Annotated in this window: 15 protein-coding genes and 1 pseudogene; 9 read left to right on the forward strand and 7 right to left on the reverse strand. The window is 73.9% G+C overall.

Going from position 1 to position 18,505, the window contains the following annotated elements:
* Window positions 1-246: 246 nt before the first annotated feature.
* On the reverse strand, window positions 247-1,125 hold the full coding sequence (locus tag ACMA1D_RS19035) for a hypothetical protein (RefSeq protein ID WP_414725193.1): 879 nt from the start codon (window positions 1,123-1,125) through the stop codon (window positions 247-249).
* 708 nt (window positions 1,126-1,833) lie between these two features.
* Between ACMA1D_RS19035 and ACMA1D_RS19040 the strand changes: the two genes are divergently transcribed.
* From ACMA1D_RS19040 to cseC, 5 genes and pseudogenes are all read left to right on the forward strand, one after another.
* The gene (locus ACMA1D_RS19040; protein ID WP_414725214.1) at window positions 1,834-2,793 is read left to right on the forward strand and encodes an A/G-specific adenine glycosylase; all 960 of its coding nucleotides are present in this window, start codon (window positions 1,834-1,836) and stop codon (window positions 2,791-2,793) included.
* A gap of 533 nt (window positions 2,794-3,326) precedes the next feature.
* Window positions 3,327-3,857: pseudogene (locus ACMA1D_RS19045) on the forward strand (SigE family RNA polymerase sigma factor); the annotation flags it as partial.
* A 494-nt stretch (window positions 3,858-4,351) separates the two neighbouring features.
* Window positions 4,352-5,014, forward strand: a complete 663-nt coding sequence (locus tag ACMA1D_RS19050; RefSeq protein ID WP_414725194.1) for a hypothetical protein — start codon at window positions 4,352-4,354, stop codon at window positions 5,012-5,014.
* 8 nt (window positions 5,015-5,022) lie between these two features.
* Window positions 5,023-5,736, forward strand: a complete 714-nt coding sequence (gene cseB / locus ACMA1D_RS19055; protein WP_414725195.1) for a two-component system response regulator CseB — start codon at window positions 5,023-5,025, stop codon at window positions 5,734-5,736.
* A gap of 1 nt (window position 5,737) precedes the next feature.
* Window positions 5,738-7,033: a two-component system sensor histidine kinase CseC gene (gene cseC / locus ACMA1D_RS19060; protein ID WP_414725196.1), complete on the forward strand. Its 1,296-nt coding sequence runs from the start codon at window positions 5,738-5,740 to the stop codon at window positions 7,031-7,033.
* A 110-nt stretch (window positions 7,034-7,143) separates the two neighbouring features.
* Here the strand turns inward: cseC and ACMA1D_RS19065 are convergent, their stop codons facing one another.
* The gene (locus ACMA1D_RS19065; RefSeq protein ID WP_414725197.1) at window positions 7,144-7,992 is read right to left on the reverse strand and encodes a DUF899 family protein; all 849 of its coding nucleotides are present in this window, start codon (window positions 7,990-7,992) and stop codon (window positions 7,144-7,146) included.
* Between the two features lie 223 nt (window positions 7,993-8,215).
* A complete protein-coding gene (locus tag ACMA1D_RS19070; RefSeq protein ID WP_414725198.1) occupies window positions 8,216-8,923 on the reverse strand; it encodes a helix-turn-helix domain-containing protein in 708 nt (235 codons plus the stop codon).
* 454 nt (window positions 8,924-9,377) lie between these two features.
* On the opposite strand from ACMA1D_RS19070, the gene ACMA1D_RS19075 reads away from it, so the two are divergent.
* From ACMA1D_RS19075 to ACMA1D_RS19085, 3 genes are all read left to right on the forward strand, one after another.
* A complete protein-coding gene (locus ACMA1D_RS19075) occupies window positions 9,378-10,259 on the forward strand; it encodes an NmrA family NAD(P)-binding protein (RefSeq protein WP_414725199.1) in 882 nt (293 codons plus the stop codon).
* A 341-nt stretch (window positions 10,260-10,600) separates the two neighbouring features.
* Entirely contained in the window at window positions 10,601-11,221 is a 621-nt protein-coding gene (locus ACMA1D_RS19080; RefSeq protein WP_414725200.1) for an RNA polymerase sigma factor, read from the forward strand.
* Window positions 11,218-12,351, forward strand: a complete 1,134-nt coding sequence (locus ACMA1D_RS19085; protein ID WP_414725201.1) for a CU044_5270 family protein — start codon at window positions 11,218-11,220, stop codon at window positions 12,349-12,351. The genes ACMA1D_RS19080 and ACMA1D_RS19085 overlap by 4 nt, the downstream gene beginning before the upstream one ends.
* A gap of 121 nt (window positions 12,352-12,472) precedes the next feature.
* Here the strand turns inward: ACMA1D_RS19085 and ACMA1D_RS19090 are convergent, their stop codons facing one another.
* From ACMA1D_RS19090 to ACMA1D_RS19100, 3 genes are all read right to left on the reverse strand, one after another.
* Window positions 12,473-12,676, reverse strand: a complete 204-nt coding sequence (locus tag ACMA1D_RS19090) for a DUF397 domain-containing protein (protein WP_414725202.1) — start codon at window positions 12,674-12,676, stop codon at window positions 12,473-12,475.
* Window positions 12,673-13,491 (reverse strand): helix-turn-helix domain-containing protein, encoded by an 819-nt coding sequence (locus ACMA1D_RS19095; protein ID WP_414725203.1) that lies wholly within the window; start codon window positions 13,489-13,491, stop codon window positions 12,673-12,675. Before ACMA1D_RS19095 ends, ACMA1D_RS19090 begins: the two co-directional genes overlap by 4 nt.
* 176 nt (window positions 13,492-13,667) lie before the next feature.
* Window positions 13,668-16,487: a protein kinase domain-containing protein gene (locus tag ACMA1D_RS19100; protein ID WP_414725204.1), complete on the reverse strand. Its 2,820-nt coding sequence runs from the start codon at window positions 16,485-16,487 to the stop codon at window positions 13,668-13,670.
* 128 nt (window positions 16,488-16,615) lie between these two features.
* Between ACMA1D_RS19100 and ACMA1D_RS19105 the strand changes: the two genes are divergently transcribed.
* Window positions 16,616-16,975 (forward strand): SH3 domain-containing protein, encoded by a 360-nt coding sequence (locus tag ACMA1D_RS19105; RefSeq protein WP_414725205.1) that lies wholly within the window; start codon window positions 16,616-16,618, stop codon window positions 16,973-16,975.
* Between the two features lie 148 nt (window positions 16,976-17,123).
* Here the strand turns inward: ACMA1D_RS19105 and ACMA1D_RS19110 are convergent.
* Window positions 17,124-18,505, reverse strand: a 1,382-nt coding sequence (locus ACMA1D_RS19110) for a PQQ-binding-like beta-propeller repeat protein (protein ID WP_414725206.1), incomplete at its 5' end; no start/stop codon positions are given.

Raw genomic sequence — 18,505 nt, forward strand, 5'->3', positions numbered from 1 at the left:
CGCACCCGGGCCGGCCCGCGGGTGAACAACCCCCGCACGCCGGGCGGCCACCCGCGCCCGCGTCGCCCACTGTGGCCCGTACGGAGGCGCCGCCAGTGGCCCGTACGAGCCACCCGGCCGGCGGCCTTCCGTGCGGACGTGCCGGAGGCCAGGGCCTGGCGGGGGTCCGGCAGGGCCTGGCCTCGGTGACGGGACGGCCGTCGGGGGCGCGCTCGTGGCGGGGCGTCAGCCCGCGCGGCGGGGGCGTCAGTCCTTGGCGAGGACGAACGAGACGCGGGCGGTGCCGATGCCGTCCACCTTGGCCTCCACGAGGTAGGTGCCGGCCAGCGCCGCGTTGGTGCCGGACGGGGCCGGGCAGTTGCGGGCGGTGGTCTTGCGGTCCCACTCCACGGTGCGCTTGATCTTGTCGTTGGCCGGCACCCGCACCAGCGAGGTGGCGCTGCCGCGCGGGCAGTCGTCGGAGGCCCAGATGTGCTCGTCCGATGAGTCCGTGATGGTGAGCGCGGCCGACGCCCGACCGAGGTCGATCTTGCAGGCGCTGTCCCCGGAGTTCTTCACGGTCAGCTCGAACTTGGGCTTGTCGCCCGGCTCGTAGGAGTTCTTGATGCTGCGCAACGCCAACTCCACGGCGCCGGCCTCGCAGTCGGCGAGCGTCGAGTTCGACGGCTCAAGCGCGCCGTTGCCGACGCCGAGGCCGCCGGCCGCGCCGGTGGTGCCGCGGCCGTCGGTGCCGCCGCTCGCGCCGCCGGAGCCGCTGCCGCCCGAGCCGCCGCTGCCGCCGGCGGACGCGGCGCCGCCTGCGTCATCCGAGCCGCCGGAGCCGGAACCACCGGAGCCGGAACCGCCCGAACCGCCGGAGTCGCCCTCGTCCGACTCGTCGCGCCCGCCGGGCCGTTGGCTGTTGAGCGGGCCCGAGGAGGACGGCCCGGGCGTGATGGTGTCGGTGGATTCGTGGCCGCTGTTGCCCTTGGCGTCGTCCTTGCCGCCACCACCGTCGTCGCCACCGAGGCTCATGGCCCAGATGACCAGGACGACCAGCAGCGCGATCAGGGACAGCGCAACTGCCCTTCGCCGCCAGTAGATGGTGGAAGGGAGCGGACCGATCGGATTGCGCAGAGATCCCACGCGGAAACTCTACGAGAGATCCGATAGGGGACCTGCCACTACCCGCCGCATTCCGGGCCTACTTTTCGCATCATCTGCCCGGGGGCGGTACTTCGAGGGGGCGGAAGCGGCATTCCGGGTGCCCCGGGTGACGTTCCGGGCGTGCGGGGTGACGCCCGGTCACGTGCCCCGGCGTCCGCCGCATGTCCCGCACGCGCCGCACGAGCCGCACGCGGGCCCGGCGCCGTCTCTCCCCTTTTTCTCTGCACGTGCCGTACGAGCTGTGCGCGCCGTACGCGACACGAGCCCGGCCCCGCCGCAACCGCCACTCGCCCGGCCCCCGCCACGCCGTGCGCTGGCCCGCCGCACGCTTCGTACCGCCGCCCCCACGAGCCACGCCCGCCCGGGCCCCGACGCGTCCGGGTGCAGCTCGCCGGAGAGGGCCCCGTACGGCGCACGCGCAGCGCCCCGCGCCCGCGTCCCCGCGCCCAGGCGTGGTCCGTACGGCGGTCCCGGCTCACCCGGCCGCCCGGCGCGGGCCGTTTCGTCGCGAGCCGGGGGCGTGCCAGGATCGGTGGTGCTATGACTGCCACGCCCGCGCCATCCGTCGACGCCCCCACGTCCGCCGAGGCCGCCCCCCAGCCGTCCCAGCCGTCCGAGTCCGCTCCGTCGCCCCAGTCGGCCCCGTCGGCCGCGGCGGGTTCGTCCCACCCGTCGGCCCCGACAGCCCTGACCGCCCCGCCGGCCCCGTCCGGGCACGCGGCAGCGCCGTCCGCCCGGCCCGCGGCGGGCGAGGGTTCCGCCGCGCCCGTGCCGGCCGCCGTCCTGCACTCCGCCGTCAACGCCTGGTTCGAGACGCACGCCCGCGACCTGCCCTGGCGGCGGCCCGAGGCGGGCGCGTGGGGCGTGATGGTCAGCGAGTTCATGCTCCAGCAGACGCCGGTGGCCCGGGTCCTTCCGGTGTACGAGCAGTGGCTGGCCCGCTGGCCGCGCCCGGCCGACCTGGCCATCGAGCCGCCCGGCGAGGCGGTCCGCGCCTGGGGCCGGCTCGGCTACCCGCGCCGCGCGCTGCGGCTGCACGCCGCCGCGGCGGCGATAAAGGAACGGCACTGCGGCGACGTGCCCCGCGAGCACGCACAGCTCCTCGCGCTGCCCGGGGTCGGCGAGTACACGGCGGCGGCCGTGGCCTCCTTCGCGTACGGGCAGCGCCACCCGGTGCTCGACACCAACGTCCGGCGGGTCTTCACCCGGGCCGTGACCGGCAAGGAGTACCCGCCGAACGCGACCACCGCCGCCGAGCGCAAGCTCGCCCGCTCGCTGCTGCCGGACGACGAGGCGACCGCGGCGCGCTGGGCCGCGGCCACCATGGAACTCGGCGCGCTGGTGTGCACGGCCCGTTCGCCCGAGTGCGGCCGGTGCCCGATCGCGGCGCAGTGCGCGTGGCGGCTCGCGGGTTCGCCGGCGCACGAGGGGCCGCCGCGCCGCGGCCAGACCTACGCCGGTACGGACCGCCAGGTGCGCGGCAAACTGCTCGCCGTGTTGCGGGACTCGACCGACCCGGTGCCGCAGGCGGAGCTCGACCGGGTGTGGCACGAACCGGTGCAGCGGGCCAGGGCGCTGGACGGGCTGGTCGCCGACGGCCTGGTGGAGCCGCTGGCGGGCGGCGTCTACCGCCTCCCGCAGACCTGACCTGTACCGGCTCCCGCACTCCCGCACTCCCGCAGTCCTGACCCGGCCAGCGGCGCGCCGGCCCGCCCCGCGGGCCACGCCCTGCCCGCCCGCGCCGATCGCCCGGCGCCCGTCACGGCCCGAGCCCGCGCGGCGCGCCCGCAGCGGCGTACCTGACGACGTACGTAACGACTTACTTAGGGGCGCCCGTAACGACGTACGTAACAGTGCCCGTAACGACGTACGTAACGACGCATGTAACAGCCACCCCACAGCACCCCTCCACCGCCGGCCCCCACCGCCCGCAGCGCCCCCGACGGCCCGCCGCCAGGCGAAATCCGTGACGCAGCGCTGCCGCGAACCGCACGGAGCGTAGAGGTGGGGAGGGGGCGGACGGGAGCCGTCGGCCGCTGTTACACAACCTATGGGTAGCTGTGCATCCACGGCAGGGCTGGCGTACGGAATGCCGCAACAGCGTCTCCGTAAGTTCCTCGGTAACACGCCGCGTGACCGGTGGCGTGACGTGGGGAACACCGTGGGACGGAGGCTGTGCGATGACCAGCAGCGGCAGCAAGGTACTGGACTTCGAGGAATACGTGCGGAACCGGCAGGACGCGCTGTTGCGCAGCGCCCGCCGCCTCGTGCCCGACCCGATCGAGGCGCAGGACCTGCTCCAGACCGCGCTGGTGCGTACCTACGGGCGGTGGGACGGCATCGCCGACAAGTCGCTGGCCGACGCGTACCTCCGCCGTGTCATGATCAACACGCGTACGGAGTGGTGGCGCGCCCGCAAGCTGGAAGAGGTGCCCACCGAGGAGCTGCCGGACGCCCGCGTCGAGGACGGCACCGAGCAGCACGCCGACCGGGCGTTGCTGATGGACGTGCTGTCGTGTCTGGCGCCGAAGCAGCGCAGTGTCGTCGTGCTGCGACACTGGGAGCAGATGAGCACCGAGGAGACCGCGGAGGCGCTGGGGATGTCGACCGGCACCGTCAAGAGCACGTTGCACCGTGCTCTGGCACGGCTGCGCCAGGAGTTGGAGAGCCGTGCCCTGGAGACGTCCGCGCTGGAGCGCGCGGACCAGCAGGCCACGGCCAGCACCGGCAGCAGGGTACGAGGCAGCGCCGACGCCTGGGTGAACGGCGGCGCCGGCAACGCCAGGACCGCCCGCCCGGCCGCCGCCGCCCGCCCCGCGGCAGCAGCCCAGACCCGCACGGCGGCCCGCGTCGAGACCCCCGCGGCGACCCGTCCCGAGACCCGCCCGGCCCCCGCCGTGGCGCGCCCGGCGGCCCGTACCGCTCGTGCCGCGGCAGCCGCCGCCGCGCCCGCCATGACGCCCGTCGCCGGTGGCCGCCGCGGTGCGTCCGCCCCGGTCCGCACGCCGGCCGCTGCGCCCGCCGCGAGCGTCCCGGCCGCCAGGACCGCGGGTGTCGCGCCGCTCGCCGGCGTGGTGCGCCCGCGTCAGCCCCTCGACGACCTGGTGGACCGCGCCCCGGCCCGCGCCGACCGGCGCCCGGTGGGCAGCGGTGCCGCGCACGGCCACCGCGACCACCACGGGCACCACGATCGGGGGCAGGCCAGGTGCGCGGCCTGAGGAAGCCGGCTCCCAGCAAGACCTTCCTGTTCACCGGAGGCGCGGTCGCGGCGTTGGCCACGGCCGGCCTGGTGCTGGCCGGGTGCAACTCGGCCAGCGACGGAGTGCGGAAGGAGGGCGAGGCCCAGCACGACGCGGTCTCCCGCAGCGCCTCGCCCAGCACCACCAAGTCCACCGCGAGCCCGGCCGACAAGGTGGACGGGGTCGCGCTGATCAAGCGCGATCCGGAGGTCGACCGGGACATCAGGGAGAACCTCAAGCCCTGTGTGAAGGACGAGTACCCGGTCGAGGTCAGCTACGCGGAGCTGACCAGAGGCACCTCGGCCGATGTCGTCGTCAACGTGATGACCTGCGGCGACGGCCTGGGCATCGGCTCGTACGTCTACCGCAAGGCCGGCAAGGACAAGGACTACACCAACGTCTTCAGGTCCGAGCAGGCCCCGGTGTTCACCACCATTGAGAAGGACGAACTGCGCGTCACCCAGCAGGTCTACGACTCGGGCGACGCGGTGTGCTGCCCGTCGGGCGAAGACGTGATCCACTACCGCTGGTCGGGCGGGCGCTTCATCGAGACCGGGCGGACGCACACGGACTTCAGCAAGACCGTGGACGAGGACGCGTTGCCCAGTGACGACGGAACGGAAGGCTGACGGCGCCCGTGGCGGAAACCCATGTCCTCTTCGTCGAGGACGACGACGTGATCCGTGAGGCCACCCAGCTCGCCCTGGAGCGGGACGGGTTCGTGGTCACGGCGGCCCCCGACGGGCTGACCGGCCTGGAGCGGTTCCGCGCCAACCGGCCGGACATCGCCCTGCTCGACGTGATGGTGCCGGGCCTGGACGGGGTGAGCCTGTGCCGGCGCATCCGCGACGAGTCCACCGTCCCGGTGATCATGCTCTCGGCGCGCGCCGACTCCATCGACGTGGTGCTCGGCCTCGAAGCGGGCGCCGACGACTACGTGACCAAGCCGTTCGACGGGGCCGTCCTGGTCGCCCGCATCCGCGCCGTACTGCGCCGCTTCGGCCACGCCAGCGGCCCCGGCGGCACACCGGCGGCACCGGCCGCGGGCGAGGCGCCCGGCAGCGACGGGCCGCTGCGCTTCGGTGACCTGGAGGTCGACCCGGAGGGCATGGAGGTCCGCAAGGCCGGTGCCCCGGTGGCGTTGACGCCCACCGAGATGCGGCTGCTCCTCGAATTCTCCGCCGCGCCCGGCACCGTGCTCTCCCGCGACCGGCTCCTTGAGCGCGTGTGGGACTACGGCTGGGGCGGCGACACCCGCGTCGTGGACGTCCACGTGCAGCGGCTGCGCGGCAAGATCGGGCAGGACCGGATCGAGACCGTCCGCGGTTTCGGCTACAAGCTCAAGGGCTGACGTGGTCAGGCTCGCCTTCCGTACCGGGCTGCGCTGGAAGGTCAGCCTGGCCATCGCCTGCGTCGGCGCCCTCATCGCCACCTCGCTCAGCCTCGTCGTGCACAACGCGGCCCGCGCCTCCATGCTCGACAACAGCCGCGACGTGATGGACGACCGGGTGCAGGTCGCGCAGCGCTACTACGAGTCGACCCGGCGGCTGCTGTTCCAGGCCGAACTGGACGACCCGAAGCTGCCGCAGCAGCTCAAGGACGAGGCCGCGCGCGGGCTGCGCGCCACCTACCTCCAGGACAACGGGTCGGGCGCGCCCGAGGTGTGGGCCTCGGTGCCGATCAGCAACGGGCAGGTGCTGTCGGTGCACGGCCAGTTCAAGGACCGGTTCGCGGTCCTGGACGACCTGGACCGGGTGCTGGTCGTCGGTTCGCTCGCGGTGGTGCTCGGCGGCGTCGCGCTCGGCGTCCTCATCGGCGACCAGCTCTCCCGCCGGCTCCGCAAGGCCGCGGCTGCCGCCCGCAAGGTCGCCGAGGGCGACAGCGAGGTGCGGGTACGCGAACAGATCGGCGGCCGGGTACGGGACGAGACCGACGAACTGGCCCGCGCGATCGACGGCATGGCCGATGCGCTGCGCCAGCGCCTGGAGGCCGAACGCCGCGTCACCGCCGACATCGCGCACGAACTGCGCACCCCCGTCACCGGCCTGCTCACCGCTGCCGAACTGCTGCCGCCGGGCCGCCCGACCGAGCTGGTACGGGACCGGGCCCAGGCGATGCGCACGCTGGTCGAGGACGTGCTGGAGGTGGCCAGGCTCGACGGGTTCGCGGAGCGCGCCGAGCTGGACGACGTGGCGCTCGGCGAGTTCGTCTCCCGCCGGGTGCGGCTGGTGGCGCCCGAGGCGCAGATCACGGTGGTCCGGGACGCGTACGTGAGCACCGACCCGCGCCGGCTTGAGCGGATCATCGGCAATCTGCTCGCCAACGCGGCCAACCACGGCAAGCCGCCGTTCGAGGTGACCGTGGAGGGCCGGATGATCCGGGTCCGCGACCACGGTCCCGGCTTCCCCGAGGCGCTGCTCAAGGACGGCCCGAGCCGCTTCCGCACCGGCGCCAGCGACCGCGGCAAGGGCCACGGCCTCGGCCTCACCATCGCGGTCGGCCAGGCCCGCGTCCTCGGCGCCCGCCTCACCTTCCGCAACGCGGAGCCCACCGCGGAGGGTCGCGAGGGCGCGGTGGCCGTCCTCTGGCTCCCGGACTCGGCCCCCACCAACACCGGCAGCTTCCCGATCATCGAGGTGCCGGACTGAGGGGTGCCGGACTGAGGGGCGCCGGACTGAACTGGGCGCGCCCGTCGCCCCCCGCCCCACGCCCGCCGCCCGGCCCGCGCAGCGGTACGCACAGCGGTGCGCGCAGCCCCTCAGTGGTATTCGCCGAGCTCCCGCCCGAGGGTCTCCTCAGGGGTCGCGCCGGGGCGGGTCCACTGCGGGGTCGGGCGGCTGGTCGGGCCCCAGGTGGCCGTGCCGTCCGCGGCCGTGCGCCAGTACCAGCACGCGTGGTGCCCGGCGGGCCAGCCCGCCGGCTTCTCCTCCCACGCCTCGCCGCGGCCGTACGGCGTCCGGTCGAGCAGCGCGAGCGAGCCGTTGGCCGGCTCGTTGCCGCGGGCGGTGGTCGAGTACGTGAGGAAGGTGCGGTCGCCGTCGCGCAGGTAGCACGTGAGGTGCCCCATGTCCTCGCCGATCGGCGCGGCCAGGTCGCGCACCGAGTACCAGGGCTGGGTGTACCCCATGAACGCGACGTACTCGGCCACGTCCGCGGGCAGCCCCATGGTCAGCACCGCGAACGAGACGCCGCGCGCCGCCAGGTAGCTGGTGTCCCGCAGGTGCCAGGCCGTGGTGGTGCAGCCCTCGCACTGGCCCTGGTGCGGCGCGCCCTCGTACCACATGTGCTTGTAGACCATCAGTTCGTCGCGGCCCTGGAACAGCTCGATGAACGGCACCGGCCCGGTCGGCCCGCCGACCTCCACCGTCCCGTCGAACTCCACCATCGGCAGCCGCCGCACCGCAGCGGCGATCGCGTCGCCCTCCCGGGTGTGCGCCTTCTCCCGGACCAGCAGTTCGTCCCGGGCCGCCTGCCAGGTCGCCAGGTCGACGACGGGCGGCCGACCGGGCAACGCGCCGCCCCGCGCACCTGGTGCGGCCGGTCCGCCCGCCCCGTCCGGGACCGCAGCCGGCTCCGGCGGCTCCGGCGTGTTCGGTGTACTGGTCATGGTGCTGTCCTCCCGCAGTCGTCCTGGCACGGGCGCGGCGCGGCGCCCCGCACGACGCCGTGCCCGTACCGACGCCGTCCACCGGCATCCGTACGTGGCACCTTCGCACGGACCACTGACAGTCGAGCCCTGACGCGCGGAGACCGAATTCCGCTTACTGCCGGACTTGTTGGCGGTTCGAGTCGCCGCGAAGAGGCCCTGACCAGCAAGGAATGACGGGGTGTCAGGCGTGGTCGAGCGGTGCCCGGTCGCCCGATGGTCGTTCCGCTTCGGCGACCGTACGCCGGTAGGTGTTGGGCGGCAGCCCGTACGCGGTGCGGAACGCGCGGCTGAAGACGGTCGCGTCCGGGTAGCCCCAGCGGGCGGCGATGGCGCGGACCGGCACCGCACTCCACTGCGGATCGGCCAACGCGGCCCGGCAGCGCTCCAGGCGCAGGTGGCGGATGGTGGCGGCGACGGTCCGGCCGCGCCGGTGGAAGAGCGCGTGCAGCGAGCGCACCGAGATGTGGTGGTGGGCGGCGATGGCCGCGGGCGTCAGCTCCGGGGCGGCCAGGTTCTCGTGGATGTACGCGTCGATGCGGGCCAGCGTCAGCCCGCGGCGCATCTCCGGCGGGGTCGGCGCACCCCCGTCGGTGTGCTGGGCGAGGAAGGCGGTGACGAGTTCGATGGTGGCCACGCCGAGCCGGTGCGCCTGCGCCTCGTCCAGGTGTGCCGTCTGCCCGACCACGCCGTGCAGGAAGCTGTTGAGCAGCCCGCCGAACCCGGAGGCCGCGGGCAGCGAGCGGGCCAGCGCCTGTTCGGGCCGCCGCTCGGCCACCGGCGACGGCAGCACCGCCCGCGGCAGCCGCACGGCGATGCCGGCTTGGCCCGCGCCCGCGGCCTGCTGCTGGTCAGAGGGGAGTGCGTCGCCGTGTTGCCGGATGTGGATCATGTTCCTCCCTGGACGAAGCCCCGCGACCGAGCGGCGAGCGGGGCAGTGGGGGACCGGGGTACGGAGCCGGGGGGCCGGCGCGCCCTGCCGGGTGCGGTCGGCGCGCCGCCCATCGTGACCAGCGCCGGCGTGTGGCGTCATACGTTTCGGCTCAGCCTGAAACGTGACCGCGGTGCGGGCCCGGCCGGGTGGCGCGCCCCGGCCACCCCGCCACCGGGGCCGCGCCGCGTTCGCGCCACGCGCGCGGGGTGCGCACACTGGCACTCACCGTCCGCACCACGGGCCACACGGTGCGCGGCCCGCGCGGCGGTGTGCAGGGGCGAGTCCCCCGCGCGACAGTGCTCCAAGCCCCACCCGGCGCACGCCGCACGCCACACACAGCAACGAGTGCGAACGGCGCCAACAGCGACATGCGATTGCAGAGCACAGAGAGACAGAGAGAGGACCCCCACCCATGGCCCCAGTCATCGCCGTCAGTGGAGCGACCGGCCGGATCGGCGGGCTCGTGGCGCGCCGGCTCGCCGCGGCCGGCGTGAGCCAGCGCCTGCTGTGCCGCGACCCGTCGAAGCTGCCCGAACTGCCCGGGGCGCTCGCCGCGCCGGCCGCCGAATACGGCGATGGCCCGGCCATGCGCGCGGCGCTGACCGGCGCGGACACGCTGTTCCTGGTGTCGGCGCGGGAGAGCGCGGACCGGGTGCGCGAACACATCACGGCCGTGGACGCGGCGGTGGCGGCCGGGGTGCAGCGGATCGTGTACGTGTCCTTCCAGGGCGCCGCGCCGGACGCCACGTTCACCTTCGCCCGCGACCACTGGCACACCGAGCGCCACATCCGCGGCCTGGGCCTGCCCTTCACGTTCCTGCGGGACAGCTTCTACCTGGCCGCGTTCCCCGCGATGACCGGCGCGGACGGGGTGCTGCGCGGCCCCGGCGGCCGGGGCCGGGTCGCGGCCGTCGCCCACGAGGACGTCGCCGACGTCGCCACGGCCGTCCTCACCGCGTCCGGCGCCCACGACGGCGCCACGTACGACGTGACGGGCCCGGCGGCCCTCTCGCTCACCGAGATCGCCGACCACCTCAGCCGCGCCACCGGCCGCGCGATCACGTACCACGCCGAAACCCAGGACGAGGCGTACGCGTCCCGCGCCGGCTACGACGCGGCGGCCTGGGAACTGGCCGGCTGGGTCAGCTCGTACGAGGCGATCGCCGCCAACGAAATGAGCTTCGTCTCGGACACGGTCCCCCGCCTGGCGGGCCACCCGGCCCAGTCCTTCGCGGACTTCCTCCGCGAACACCCGGGCAGCTACCGGCACTTGCAGGAGGGGGCGGCGGGGTAGCCCGCCCGCCGGCCCACCCGTACGGCCCTGAGCTCGCATAGCTACGGCGAGGCGACAAGTAGCTCTCTGTAGCCGATGTGACCTTCTACAACCTGCTGAGTGCGCGGGCGGCCGGCCGGCGCCGCCGAGATGATCAGACCGATGCCCGCGCTGCTGGTGTCCCAGTCCGTCTCGCGTGCGTGGGGAACGGCGGGAGTCCCGCGCGGGGTGCTGCGGGCAGGTGCCCGATCGTGCTGCGCCATGGCTTTTTCTCAGCTTCTTGCTGCCGTTCTGGGAACTTCGCTGGGTGTGCGGAGAGAGAAGGTGATACGGCCCGGTGCGGGCGTGAGTGAGGAGATGGGATGCGGGAGCGGATACGCGCGGGCGACCGCGAGGCGTTCGGCGAGCTCTATGAGCAGTATGCGAAGGCGGTGTACAACCATGCCTTCCGGCTGACCGGCGACTGGTCGGTGGCCGAGGACGTCATGTCGGCGACGTTCCTGGACGCCTGGCGGACGAGGGAGAAGGTCGGAGAGGAGGGGGGATCGCTGCGGCCGTGGCTGCTGGGGATCGCGACGAACAAGGCGCACAACGCCAGACGCGGTGTCCGTCGGCGGTTCGCCTTCCTGGCCCGGGTGCCCGCCCCGGAGCCGGTGGAGGACTTCGCGGACGAGGCGGCCGGGCGGATCGACGACGCCCGTCGCCTGGACGCGGTTCACCGGGCGGTGCGGGGCCTGCGCCGCCGGGAGAGGGAGGTGCTGGCGCTGTGCGTGTGGTCGGGGTTGGACTACCAGCAGGCCGCTGACGCGCTGGGGGTACCGGTGGGCACTGTGCGCTCACGCCTGTCGCGCGCCCGGGTCAGGCTGCGGGACCTGACCGACCGGCAACTGGCCGAAGGAGAGCGGGAACCGCGCCCGGGGCGCGGAGAGGTAGAGAGTGAGGCCGCGTTCGCGGCCCTGTCCGTCCAGGAGGGAACCCGATGAACGCCACCCCGTACCGGCCCGCACAGGCCGAGCGCGAGGAGACGGCCCGGCTGCTGCCGGCCCCGGCCGAACGGGACCTGCCGCCGGGCCGCCACCTCCACCACAAGGAACTCCTCATGCGACAGATCGACCAGGACACCACCCCCACCTCCCACCAGCCAGGCGGACTGCGCCGGCGCTTGGTCGACGCGGCTGCCCCCGGCCGTCCCCGGCGCCGACTGGTCATCGGGGCGTCGCTGGCCGCGGGGGCGATGGCTGCGGTCATCGCGGTGGCCGCCGTCGGTTCCGATGCCCCGACCACGGTCCCTCAGGCGGCCAGTGCTCCGGGCGGCTCGGTCACCGAGCGCGGGCCCGGCGGCGCGTCACCCCAGGCCGTCCAACTGCTGACCCGCATCGCCGCCGTCGCCGCCAGCACCTCTGTCCCGCAGGTCCGTGACGACCAGTACATCTACATCGCCAGCCAGGTCTACGGCGCGAGCAAGAAGATCGGCGCCGACGGCGACGGCGCCAAGGCCCAGTACAACGGCGACGGCACCGGGACCACCCACCCCCGACAGGCATGGTTCTCCGTCAACGGCAGCCGCGACGGTCTCCTCACCGAGCCCCTCAGCTCGGGCTCCCGGCCCGGTGCGGGAGGCGTCAACCTCGGCAAGAACACCGAGCCCTCCCTCCAACTGCCGACCTACACGTACCTGGCCTCCCTGCCCACCGACCCCGACGCCCTGCTGACAGCCGTCTACGCCCAGAACACCGGCGTGGACAAGAACCTCAACCCCGACCAGGAAGCGTTCCAGACGATCGGCGACGCGCTGCGCGAGTCCCTGATACCCCCGCGGATCGGAGCGGCACTCTACAAGGCCGCGGCCAAGATTCCCGGGGTGAACGTCGTGGACGACGCCGTGGACGCGTCCGGCCGGCACGGCGTGGCCGTCAGCCAGGACCGCGGCAACCGGCGCACCGAATGGATCTTCGACAAGGAAAAGCTCACCTACCTCGGCGAGCGGACCGTCCTCATCAACGACGACAGCGCCGGTGGCAAAGCCGGACGCATCATCGTCAGCACCGCCGTGACCGAACGCGCCGTCGTCGACAAGGCCGGCCAGAAGCCTTCTCCCGGTACAGCCACCTGACCTTCGACACCGGTCCCGGTGCCCGCCCGCCCAGCAAAGTGGCGGGCGGGCACCGGGACCGAAGTCCCTGCCGCTCTACCAGCGGACCAAGGTGCTCAGGATCTTTGGCGTGCGGGATGGGTCAGGCATTGAAGTTGCCGGTCTTGATGCTGGTGGTGAAGGCTGCCCAGGCCGCCGTGTCGAAGTGGAGCGCCGGGCCGTGCGGGTCCTTGCTGTCGCGGACCGGGACGGCGCCGGTCGCTGCGGCGTGGCTGGGGGCCCACTCGATGCAGTTGCCGCCCTCGCCGCCACTGTAGGACGACTTCACCCATACCTGTTCCGTCATGACGAGAACTCCTCAGCGATGCGACGGATGAGCTGGACCGAGCGCTCTGGTGGCAGAGCCGCGGCTTGCAGCCGATCGTACGTCGCACCTGCGCGGCGGAGAGATTCCGGGTCGTCAGCCAGGTGCCCCTGTCCAAAGGTTTCGCTGTACACCTTCGGTTCGGCCTCGTCTCGGTCCACCAAGATGAAGGAGACGCTGACCGCCGGCGCACCGACGTCGTTCGGCAGCACCTGCACCTTCGTGTGGGGTGAACTAGCATCGTCTGCAAGGCGCGTGAGCTGCTCGGCCATAATCTCGCGACTGCCCACCTGGACGCGGAGCACGGCCTCGTGAACGATCATCCACAGGAGCGGGGGCGACTCCTGCTTCATGACCTCTTGCCGTGTCATGCGCGCTTCCACCCGGGCCGCGATCTGGTCGTCCGTCTCCCGCGGGTGGGCCGCCCGGAACAGTGCCTCCGCATAGCGGGGAGTCTGCACCATCCCCATGATGAACGCATTGGAGTAATCGGAGATCGATCGCGCCATCTTCTCGATCTCGACGTACGGCAAGAACCAGACCGGATGGCCACGTTGGCTGAACCGCTTCCGCAGTCGTGAGAAGTAGCCGTTGGTCTTGAACACCCTGTCGCACGTCTCGGCGAAGTGTACGGAGCCGAGAAGGCTTCCGCTCTCAACTCGTGCCACGTACGTACGGTCGTAGGCCGCCTCCTTGGCGAGTTCCAGTTGGGTCATCCCGGCGTGCTCGCGCGCGTACTTCACCTCGCGGCCGAAGAACGCCACGGCGTCCTGGGGTTGGTCCTCTTCACACTCCATGCTGTGCCTTCCGTTGCGCAGCCAGGCTCCAACTCGACCTGGCCTTCGGCCGTTCGATAGCCGACGGTACGGAGAGCAGCAATCGACTGTAAGGGTTTGATCACCATTGGTGAGCATCTGATCGAACGCCGACCGATTAACCCGCCCCCGACAACCAAGGGCGGGCCGGCCGCCCCCTACCAACGGGACGGCACCCGGTCGTCCACCGCGAACAGCGTGCCGTCCGGGGCCGCCGCGAAGACCTTGCCTTCGGCTGCGACCGGGGCCGGTACGTGCTCCACGAAGCCCGTCGTGGCGCGGCCGGGGCGGGGCGGGGTCTGGCCGAGGAGGCGGCCGGCTACCGCGTCGACCGCGATGAGGCGGCCGTCGGCGGCCGAGAAGTAGAGCCGGTCGCCGGCCGCGACCAGCGGCGACGCATTGCTGACCGAGGTCTCCAGGCGCCACGGGCGGGGTCTGGCCGCGCCCGCACTGGTGTCGATGGCGACCAACCCGCCGTCGTAACCGTGCAGGTAGACCACCTCGTCGCTGACCGCCACGCTCGACGTGGGCAGCGGCGCCGCCAGCTTGACGCGGCGCTCCTCCCGGCGCGCCGGGTCGTACCGTACGACCGCCGTCGCGCGCTGTTCCAGATCGGTGGCGGTGAATCTGACGACCCCGTCCCGGTCCGCGCCCACCGGCATCAACGTGCCGCGCAGCCGGTGGGTCCAGCGGACGTCGCCCGTCGTCGGATCGACCGCGCTGACCTGCGTGTTCGAGCCGTCCGGCGCGGTGGTCAGCGCGTACGCGACCTCGCCCGTGCCGTACGCGACGAACGTCGGCAGCGCGTGGCCGGTCAGCGGGTGGCTCCAGCGCCGTGCGTTGCTGGCCGCGTCGATCGCGGTGACCGTGGAGTCGGCGGAGACCAGCAGCACCGAGTCGCCCGCGCGGTAGACCCGGCCGGCGTACGCGGACACGTCGCGGGTCCAGCGCTGCTTGCGGGTCCTCGGGTCGCGGGCGGTCAGCCGCTTGCCGTCCGGCGACAGCGTCTGCACCAGCCCTCCGGCGAAGACCGGGGCCGATGGCACGCCGGCCGTCTCGTCGCCGTGCTCGCCTTCGGTTCCGGTTCCGCTGCCCGCATCGCCTGCGTCGCCCACGTTCGCCGTATCCGCCGTATCCGTCGCGGCGTACGGGTCGGCGGTGCGGGCCGCCGCCGGGTCCGCGCCGGGTGCGCCGTCGGTCGGGGCGGGGCGGCCCGTGCGGTGCGTCGACCACAGCAGCCGGCCGCGGCGCGGGTCGATCCTGGCCGCGGCGATGCCCTGCTGGGCGCAGTACAGGGCGCCCTTCCCGTAGCTACAGAAGGTGAGCCTGGTGCCGTCGCCCGCCGCCGGCAGGCCGGCCGCGTCCCGCAGGCCGATCCGCCACGGCTGCCAGGAGTCGGCCGCGTTGTCCGACCGCGGGTGCGCGTCATCGGAGTCGAAACCGGCGATCTGTCGCAGCGTCCACACCGTGCCGGCGCCCAGGACGAGCGCCACCGCCAACATGCCGGCCAGCAGCGGCGCCCGCCGCCCGCCCCGCCGGGCCCGTACGCGGCGCAGGAACCGGCCCGTACGACCGCCGCGGCTCGCGCCCGCCGGCCCGCGCAGCGAGCCCGCCGGCCCGCGCAGCGAGCCCGCCGGCCCGCCCACCAGAGCGCCCGCGCCGTCCGCGTCGGACGGGCCGGCCACCGAACCCGCCAGCCCCGCCGGGTCGTCCTCCGGCGGCTGGTCGGCCTCGCCCGGGAGGCCCACGTGTTCGGGGTGGGCGCGCGGCGCGGTGTCCTCAGGCAGGGGCGCCGCGCCCGCCCTGACGTGCGTGTCCACCTCCGGCGCCGAGTCGGCCTGCGGGCCGGCCGCCGGTTCCGCCGCGGGGTCGGCCAGCGCGTACGCCGCGCCGTTCTGCGTGGCGTACGCGCCGTCACCCGGCGCCTCGGGCCAGTCCGCACCGCCCGTACTGCCCGCGCCAACAGGCCCGGCAGGCCCCACAGGACCCGCAGGCCCATCGGGCTCGCCCCCGGCGAACCCGTCCCCGAACCGCTCGCCGAAGCCGTCCCCGAACAGCGCGTCCGCGCCCGCCGCCGCGATGTCCCGCTCCAGCGACGTCGGCGCCCGCTGGAACGGCACCCGCGGCGTGGACAGCGGCTCGAACGGGCCGCGCCCGCCCGCGCGCAGCGCCGACATCAGCCCGTCGGGCGTCGGCCGGTCCGCCGGGTTCTTCGCCAGGCAACTGCGGATCAGCGGCAGCAGATCGGGCGAGACCCCGTCCAGATCGGCCTCGTTGTGCACCACTTGGTACGCCACGATGTACGGGCTGTCCGAGCCGAACGGGCCGCGCCCGGTCGCCGCGTGCACCAGGACCGAGCCGAGCGTGAACATGTCGGCGGCCGGGCCGACTTCGCGCGGGCGCTGGAACTGTTCGGGCGCCATGAACGGCGGCGTACCGATCAACTTGCCGGTCTCGGTGCGCAGATCGCTGTCGGACGGCCGCGAGATGCCGAAGTCGATCACCCGCGGCCCGTCGGCGGCCAGCAGCACGTTGCTCGGCTTGAGGTCGCGGTGCACCACGCCGGCCCGGTGGATGTCGCGCAGCGCCTCCGCGAGCCCGGCCGCCAGCCGGCGCACCTCGTCCGGCGCGAGCGGCCCATTCTGCTTCACGTGCCCGGCGAGCGTCGGCCCCGGAATGTAGAGCGTGGCCATCCACGGCCGCTCGGCATTAGGGTCGGCGTCCACCACGGGCGCGGTAAAAGCGCCGCTCACTCTGCGTGCTGCTGTGACTTCTTGGCGAAATCGAGCCCGAAATTCCGGATCGGCGGCGAATTCGGCGTGTACGACCTTTACCGCAAGCCGCATACCCGATGGTGACCTGGCCAGATGCACCACGCCCATGCCGCCCGAACCAAGCCGTCCCTCCAGCCGGTACTGACCGGCATATTGCGGATCTTCCGCTTCCGCGCCGGTCCCCGCGCTACGCAGCGGCGGCATTCCCCCACCCCCGTGAATTTATCCGCACATGCGGCTCACGGAGCCTAGTGCATTGCGCGTACGAGACCGTTGAGGCTTGCTAGCCTGCGCATGTCTTTGCACAAAACACACAACGGGGGAGAGGCCATATGGCCAAGGAAGAGAACGACATAGCGACTGCGGACGAGGCGGGCGCCGTCGGCGCGGTGGCCGCGGAGGTCCAGGACCCGGAGGCGGCACAGACCACCGCCGCCATCGCCCAGACCACCTACCCGGTCGCCCCCGGCTACCGGGTCAACGTGCGCAGCGGCCCGACCACCACGAGCCCGGTCGTCAAGGTGCTCGCCTACAACGCCCGGGTCCCCATCCGCTGCCAGCGCCGCGGCGAGAACGTCAGCGGCCCGTACGGCACTTCGAACATCTGGGACAGCATCGCGCCCGGTCAGTACATCTCGGACAGCTACGTCAGGACCGGCAGCGACGGCTTCGTCGCCCCGAACTGCGGCTGACGTCCGCAGCCCGCCCTGCACGGCCCGTACGAAGCTCGTACACGGCCCGTACGACGCTCATGCGAGGGAGCCCCGCCGGCCCGCGCCGGCGGGGCCGTCCCCGTACGAAGCCCGTACGAGGCCGTACGAGGCCCTTCGGGCACCGGCCTCACGGCCGCGCGTCCGGGGCGTCCGGGTCGGCCGAGAACAGCGTGCCGTCCGACGCCGCGGCGACCAGCGCGCCGCCGACCCGCACCACCTTGCTCGTCTCGTCGCCCATCCCGTAGCCGCTGTCCGCGCTGCGCGGGCCCGACTGCCAACGCTCCTCGCCGGTGCGCAGGTCGAGCGCGAGCATCCGGCCGCTGCCGTTGCACAGGTAGACCGTGTTCTCGCGGACGGAGACCGTCGGCGCGCCCAGCCGCTCCACGTCGGACGGGTTCGACCACAGCGTCTGGCCGGTGCGCGCGTCGAGCGCGGTGACCCGGCCGCTGCTCTGGATGAAGAACAGCCGGCCGGCGGCGAGCGTGGCGTCCCCGAGGGCCAGCCGCGGCAGCCGCACCTCGCGCCGCGCGCCGGTGTCCACGTCGATGCGCAGCAGGCTCCGGTAGGCGGCGCCCGCACCGCCGCGGTAGCGCAGGAAGACCAGGTCGCCGTCGTCCACGCCGATGGGGGCGTCCACGCCGCGCAGTCGGGCCAGCACCGTGGCGTCGCCGGTGGCCAGGTCGAGCCGCGCCGCCGAAGTCCGGTCGCCGCCCTCCTCGTCCCAGCACAGCGCGTACACCGCGCCCGCGTGGCCGGCCGCGTTGCACGACTGGCCGGGCGGCACCGGATAGCTCCACCGCCGGGCGCCGTCCCCGGCCGCCCGCGCGACCAACGACGCGTCGTCCGGCGCGCTGCTGACCACCAGATCGCCGACGAGCGCCGCATCGGTGCTGTCGCTGACCTCCCGCGACCACACCTCGTGTCCGGTGGCCGCGTCGAGCGCGACCAGCCGGGTCGTCTCCCCGTTCGGCGCGTCGTGCACGAAGACCCGGTCGGCGGTGAGCGCGACCGGATGGCTGCTGTTGGTCATCTCGCTCGGGTCGGCGAGCGCGTCCGTACGCCACAGCAGCGAGCCCGAGCGCGGGTCGAGCCTGACCGTCGGGAAGCCCATGCCGCCGCAGAACAGCCGGTCGCCGCCGGTCATGCACTGCGGCTCGAAGATCTCCCCCAGCGGCGCCGCCCTGGCCGGCCCCTTCGGCGTCGTGCCCGTCGCCTGGAGCATGACCTCCCAGGGCCGCCAGCCCGCCGGCAGCGCCACCCGGCGCACCCCGCCCGCCGCCGTACCGCTGGTGCGCACGCCGTCGTCGTCGTCCGGCCCGTACACCACGTACGCGGCGCCGCCGAGCGCCAGCACCAGCAGCACGGACACGGTGCTGACCAGCAGCCGGCCGCGCCGCCGGCCGAGCCGGGTGAGGGTGGCCAGCCGGCCCGGGTCCGGCGCGCCGCCCCCCTCGTGGTGCGCCCCGCCGGCCCGCGCGGCGCCCGGTGCGCCGCCGCGGTCGTGGGCCC

The sequence above is a fragment of the Streptomyces sp. 796.1 genome, from assembly GCF_047525675.1.
Lineage (GTDB): Bacteria > Actinomycetota > Actinomycetes > Streptomycetales > Streptomycetaceae > Streptomyces.

Excerpts from the sequence above, each read along its gene's own strand:
- ACMA1D_RS19065 (WP_414725197.1), bottom strand. The coding sequence starts at position 7,992 with ATGACCAGTACACCGAACACGCCGGAGCCGCCGGAGCCGGCTGCGGTC.
- ACMA1D_RS19070 (WP_414725198.1), bottom strand. The coding sequence starts at position 8,923 with ATGATCCACATCCGGCAACACGGCGACGCACTCCCCTCTGACCAGCAG.
- ACMA1D_RS19075 (WP_414725199.1), top strand. The coding sequence starts at position 9,378 with ATGGCCCCAGTCATCGCCGTCAGTGGAGCGACCGGCCGGATCGGCGGG.
- ACMA1D_RS19080 (WP_414725200.1), top strand. The coding sequence starts at position 10,601 with ATGCGGGAGCGGATACGCGCGGGCGACCGCGAGGCGTTCGGCGAGCTC.
- ACMA1D_RS19085 (WP_414725201.1), top strand. The coding sequence starts at position 11,218 with ATGAACGCCACCCCGTACCGGCCCGCACAGGCCGAGCGCGAGGAGACG.
- ACMA1D_RS19090 (WP_414725202.1), bottom strand. The coding sequence starts at position 12,676 with ATGACGGAACAGGTATGGGTGAAGTCGTCCTACAGTGGCGGCGAGGGC.
- ACMA1D_RS19095 (WP_414725203.1), bottom strand. The coding sequence starts at position 13,491 with ATGGAGTGTGAAGAGGACCAACCCCAGGACGCCGTGGCGTTCTTCGGC.
- ACMA1D_RS19100 (WP_414725204.1), bottom strand. The coding sequence starts at position 16,487 with ATGCCGCCGCTGCGTAGCGCGGGGACCGGCGCGGAAGCGGAAGATCCG.
- ACMA1D_RS19105 (WP_414725205.1), top strand. The coding sequence starts at position 16,616 with ATGGCCAAGGAAGAGAACGACATAGCGACTGCGGACGAGGCGGGCGCC.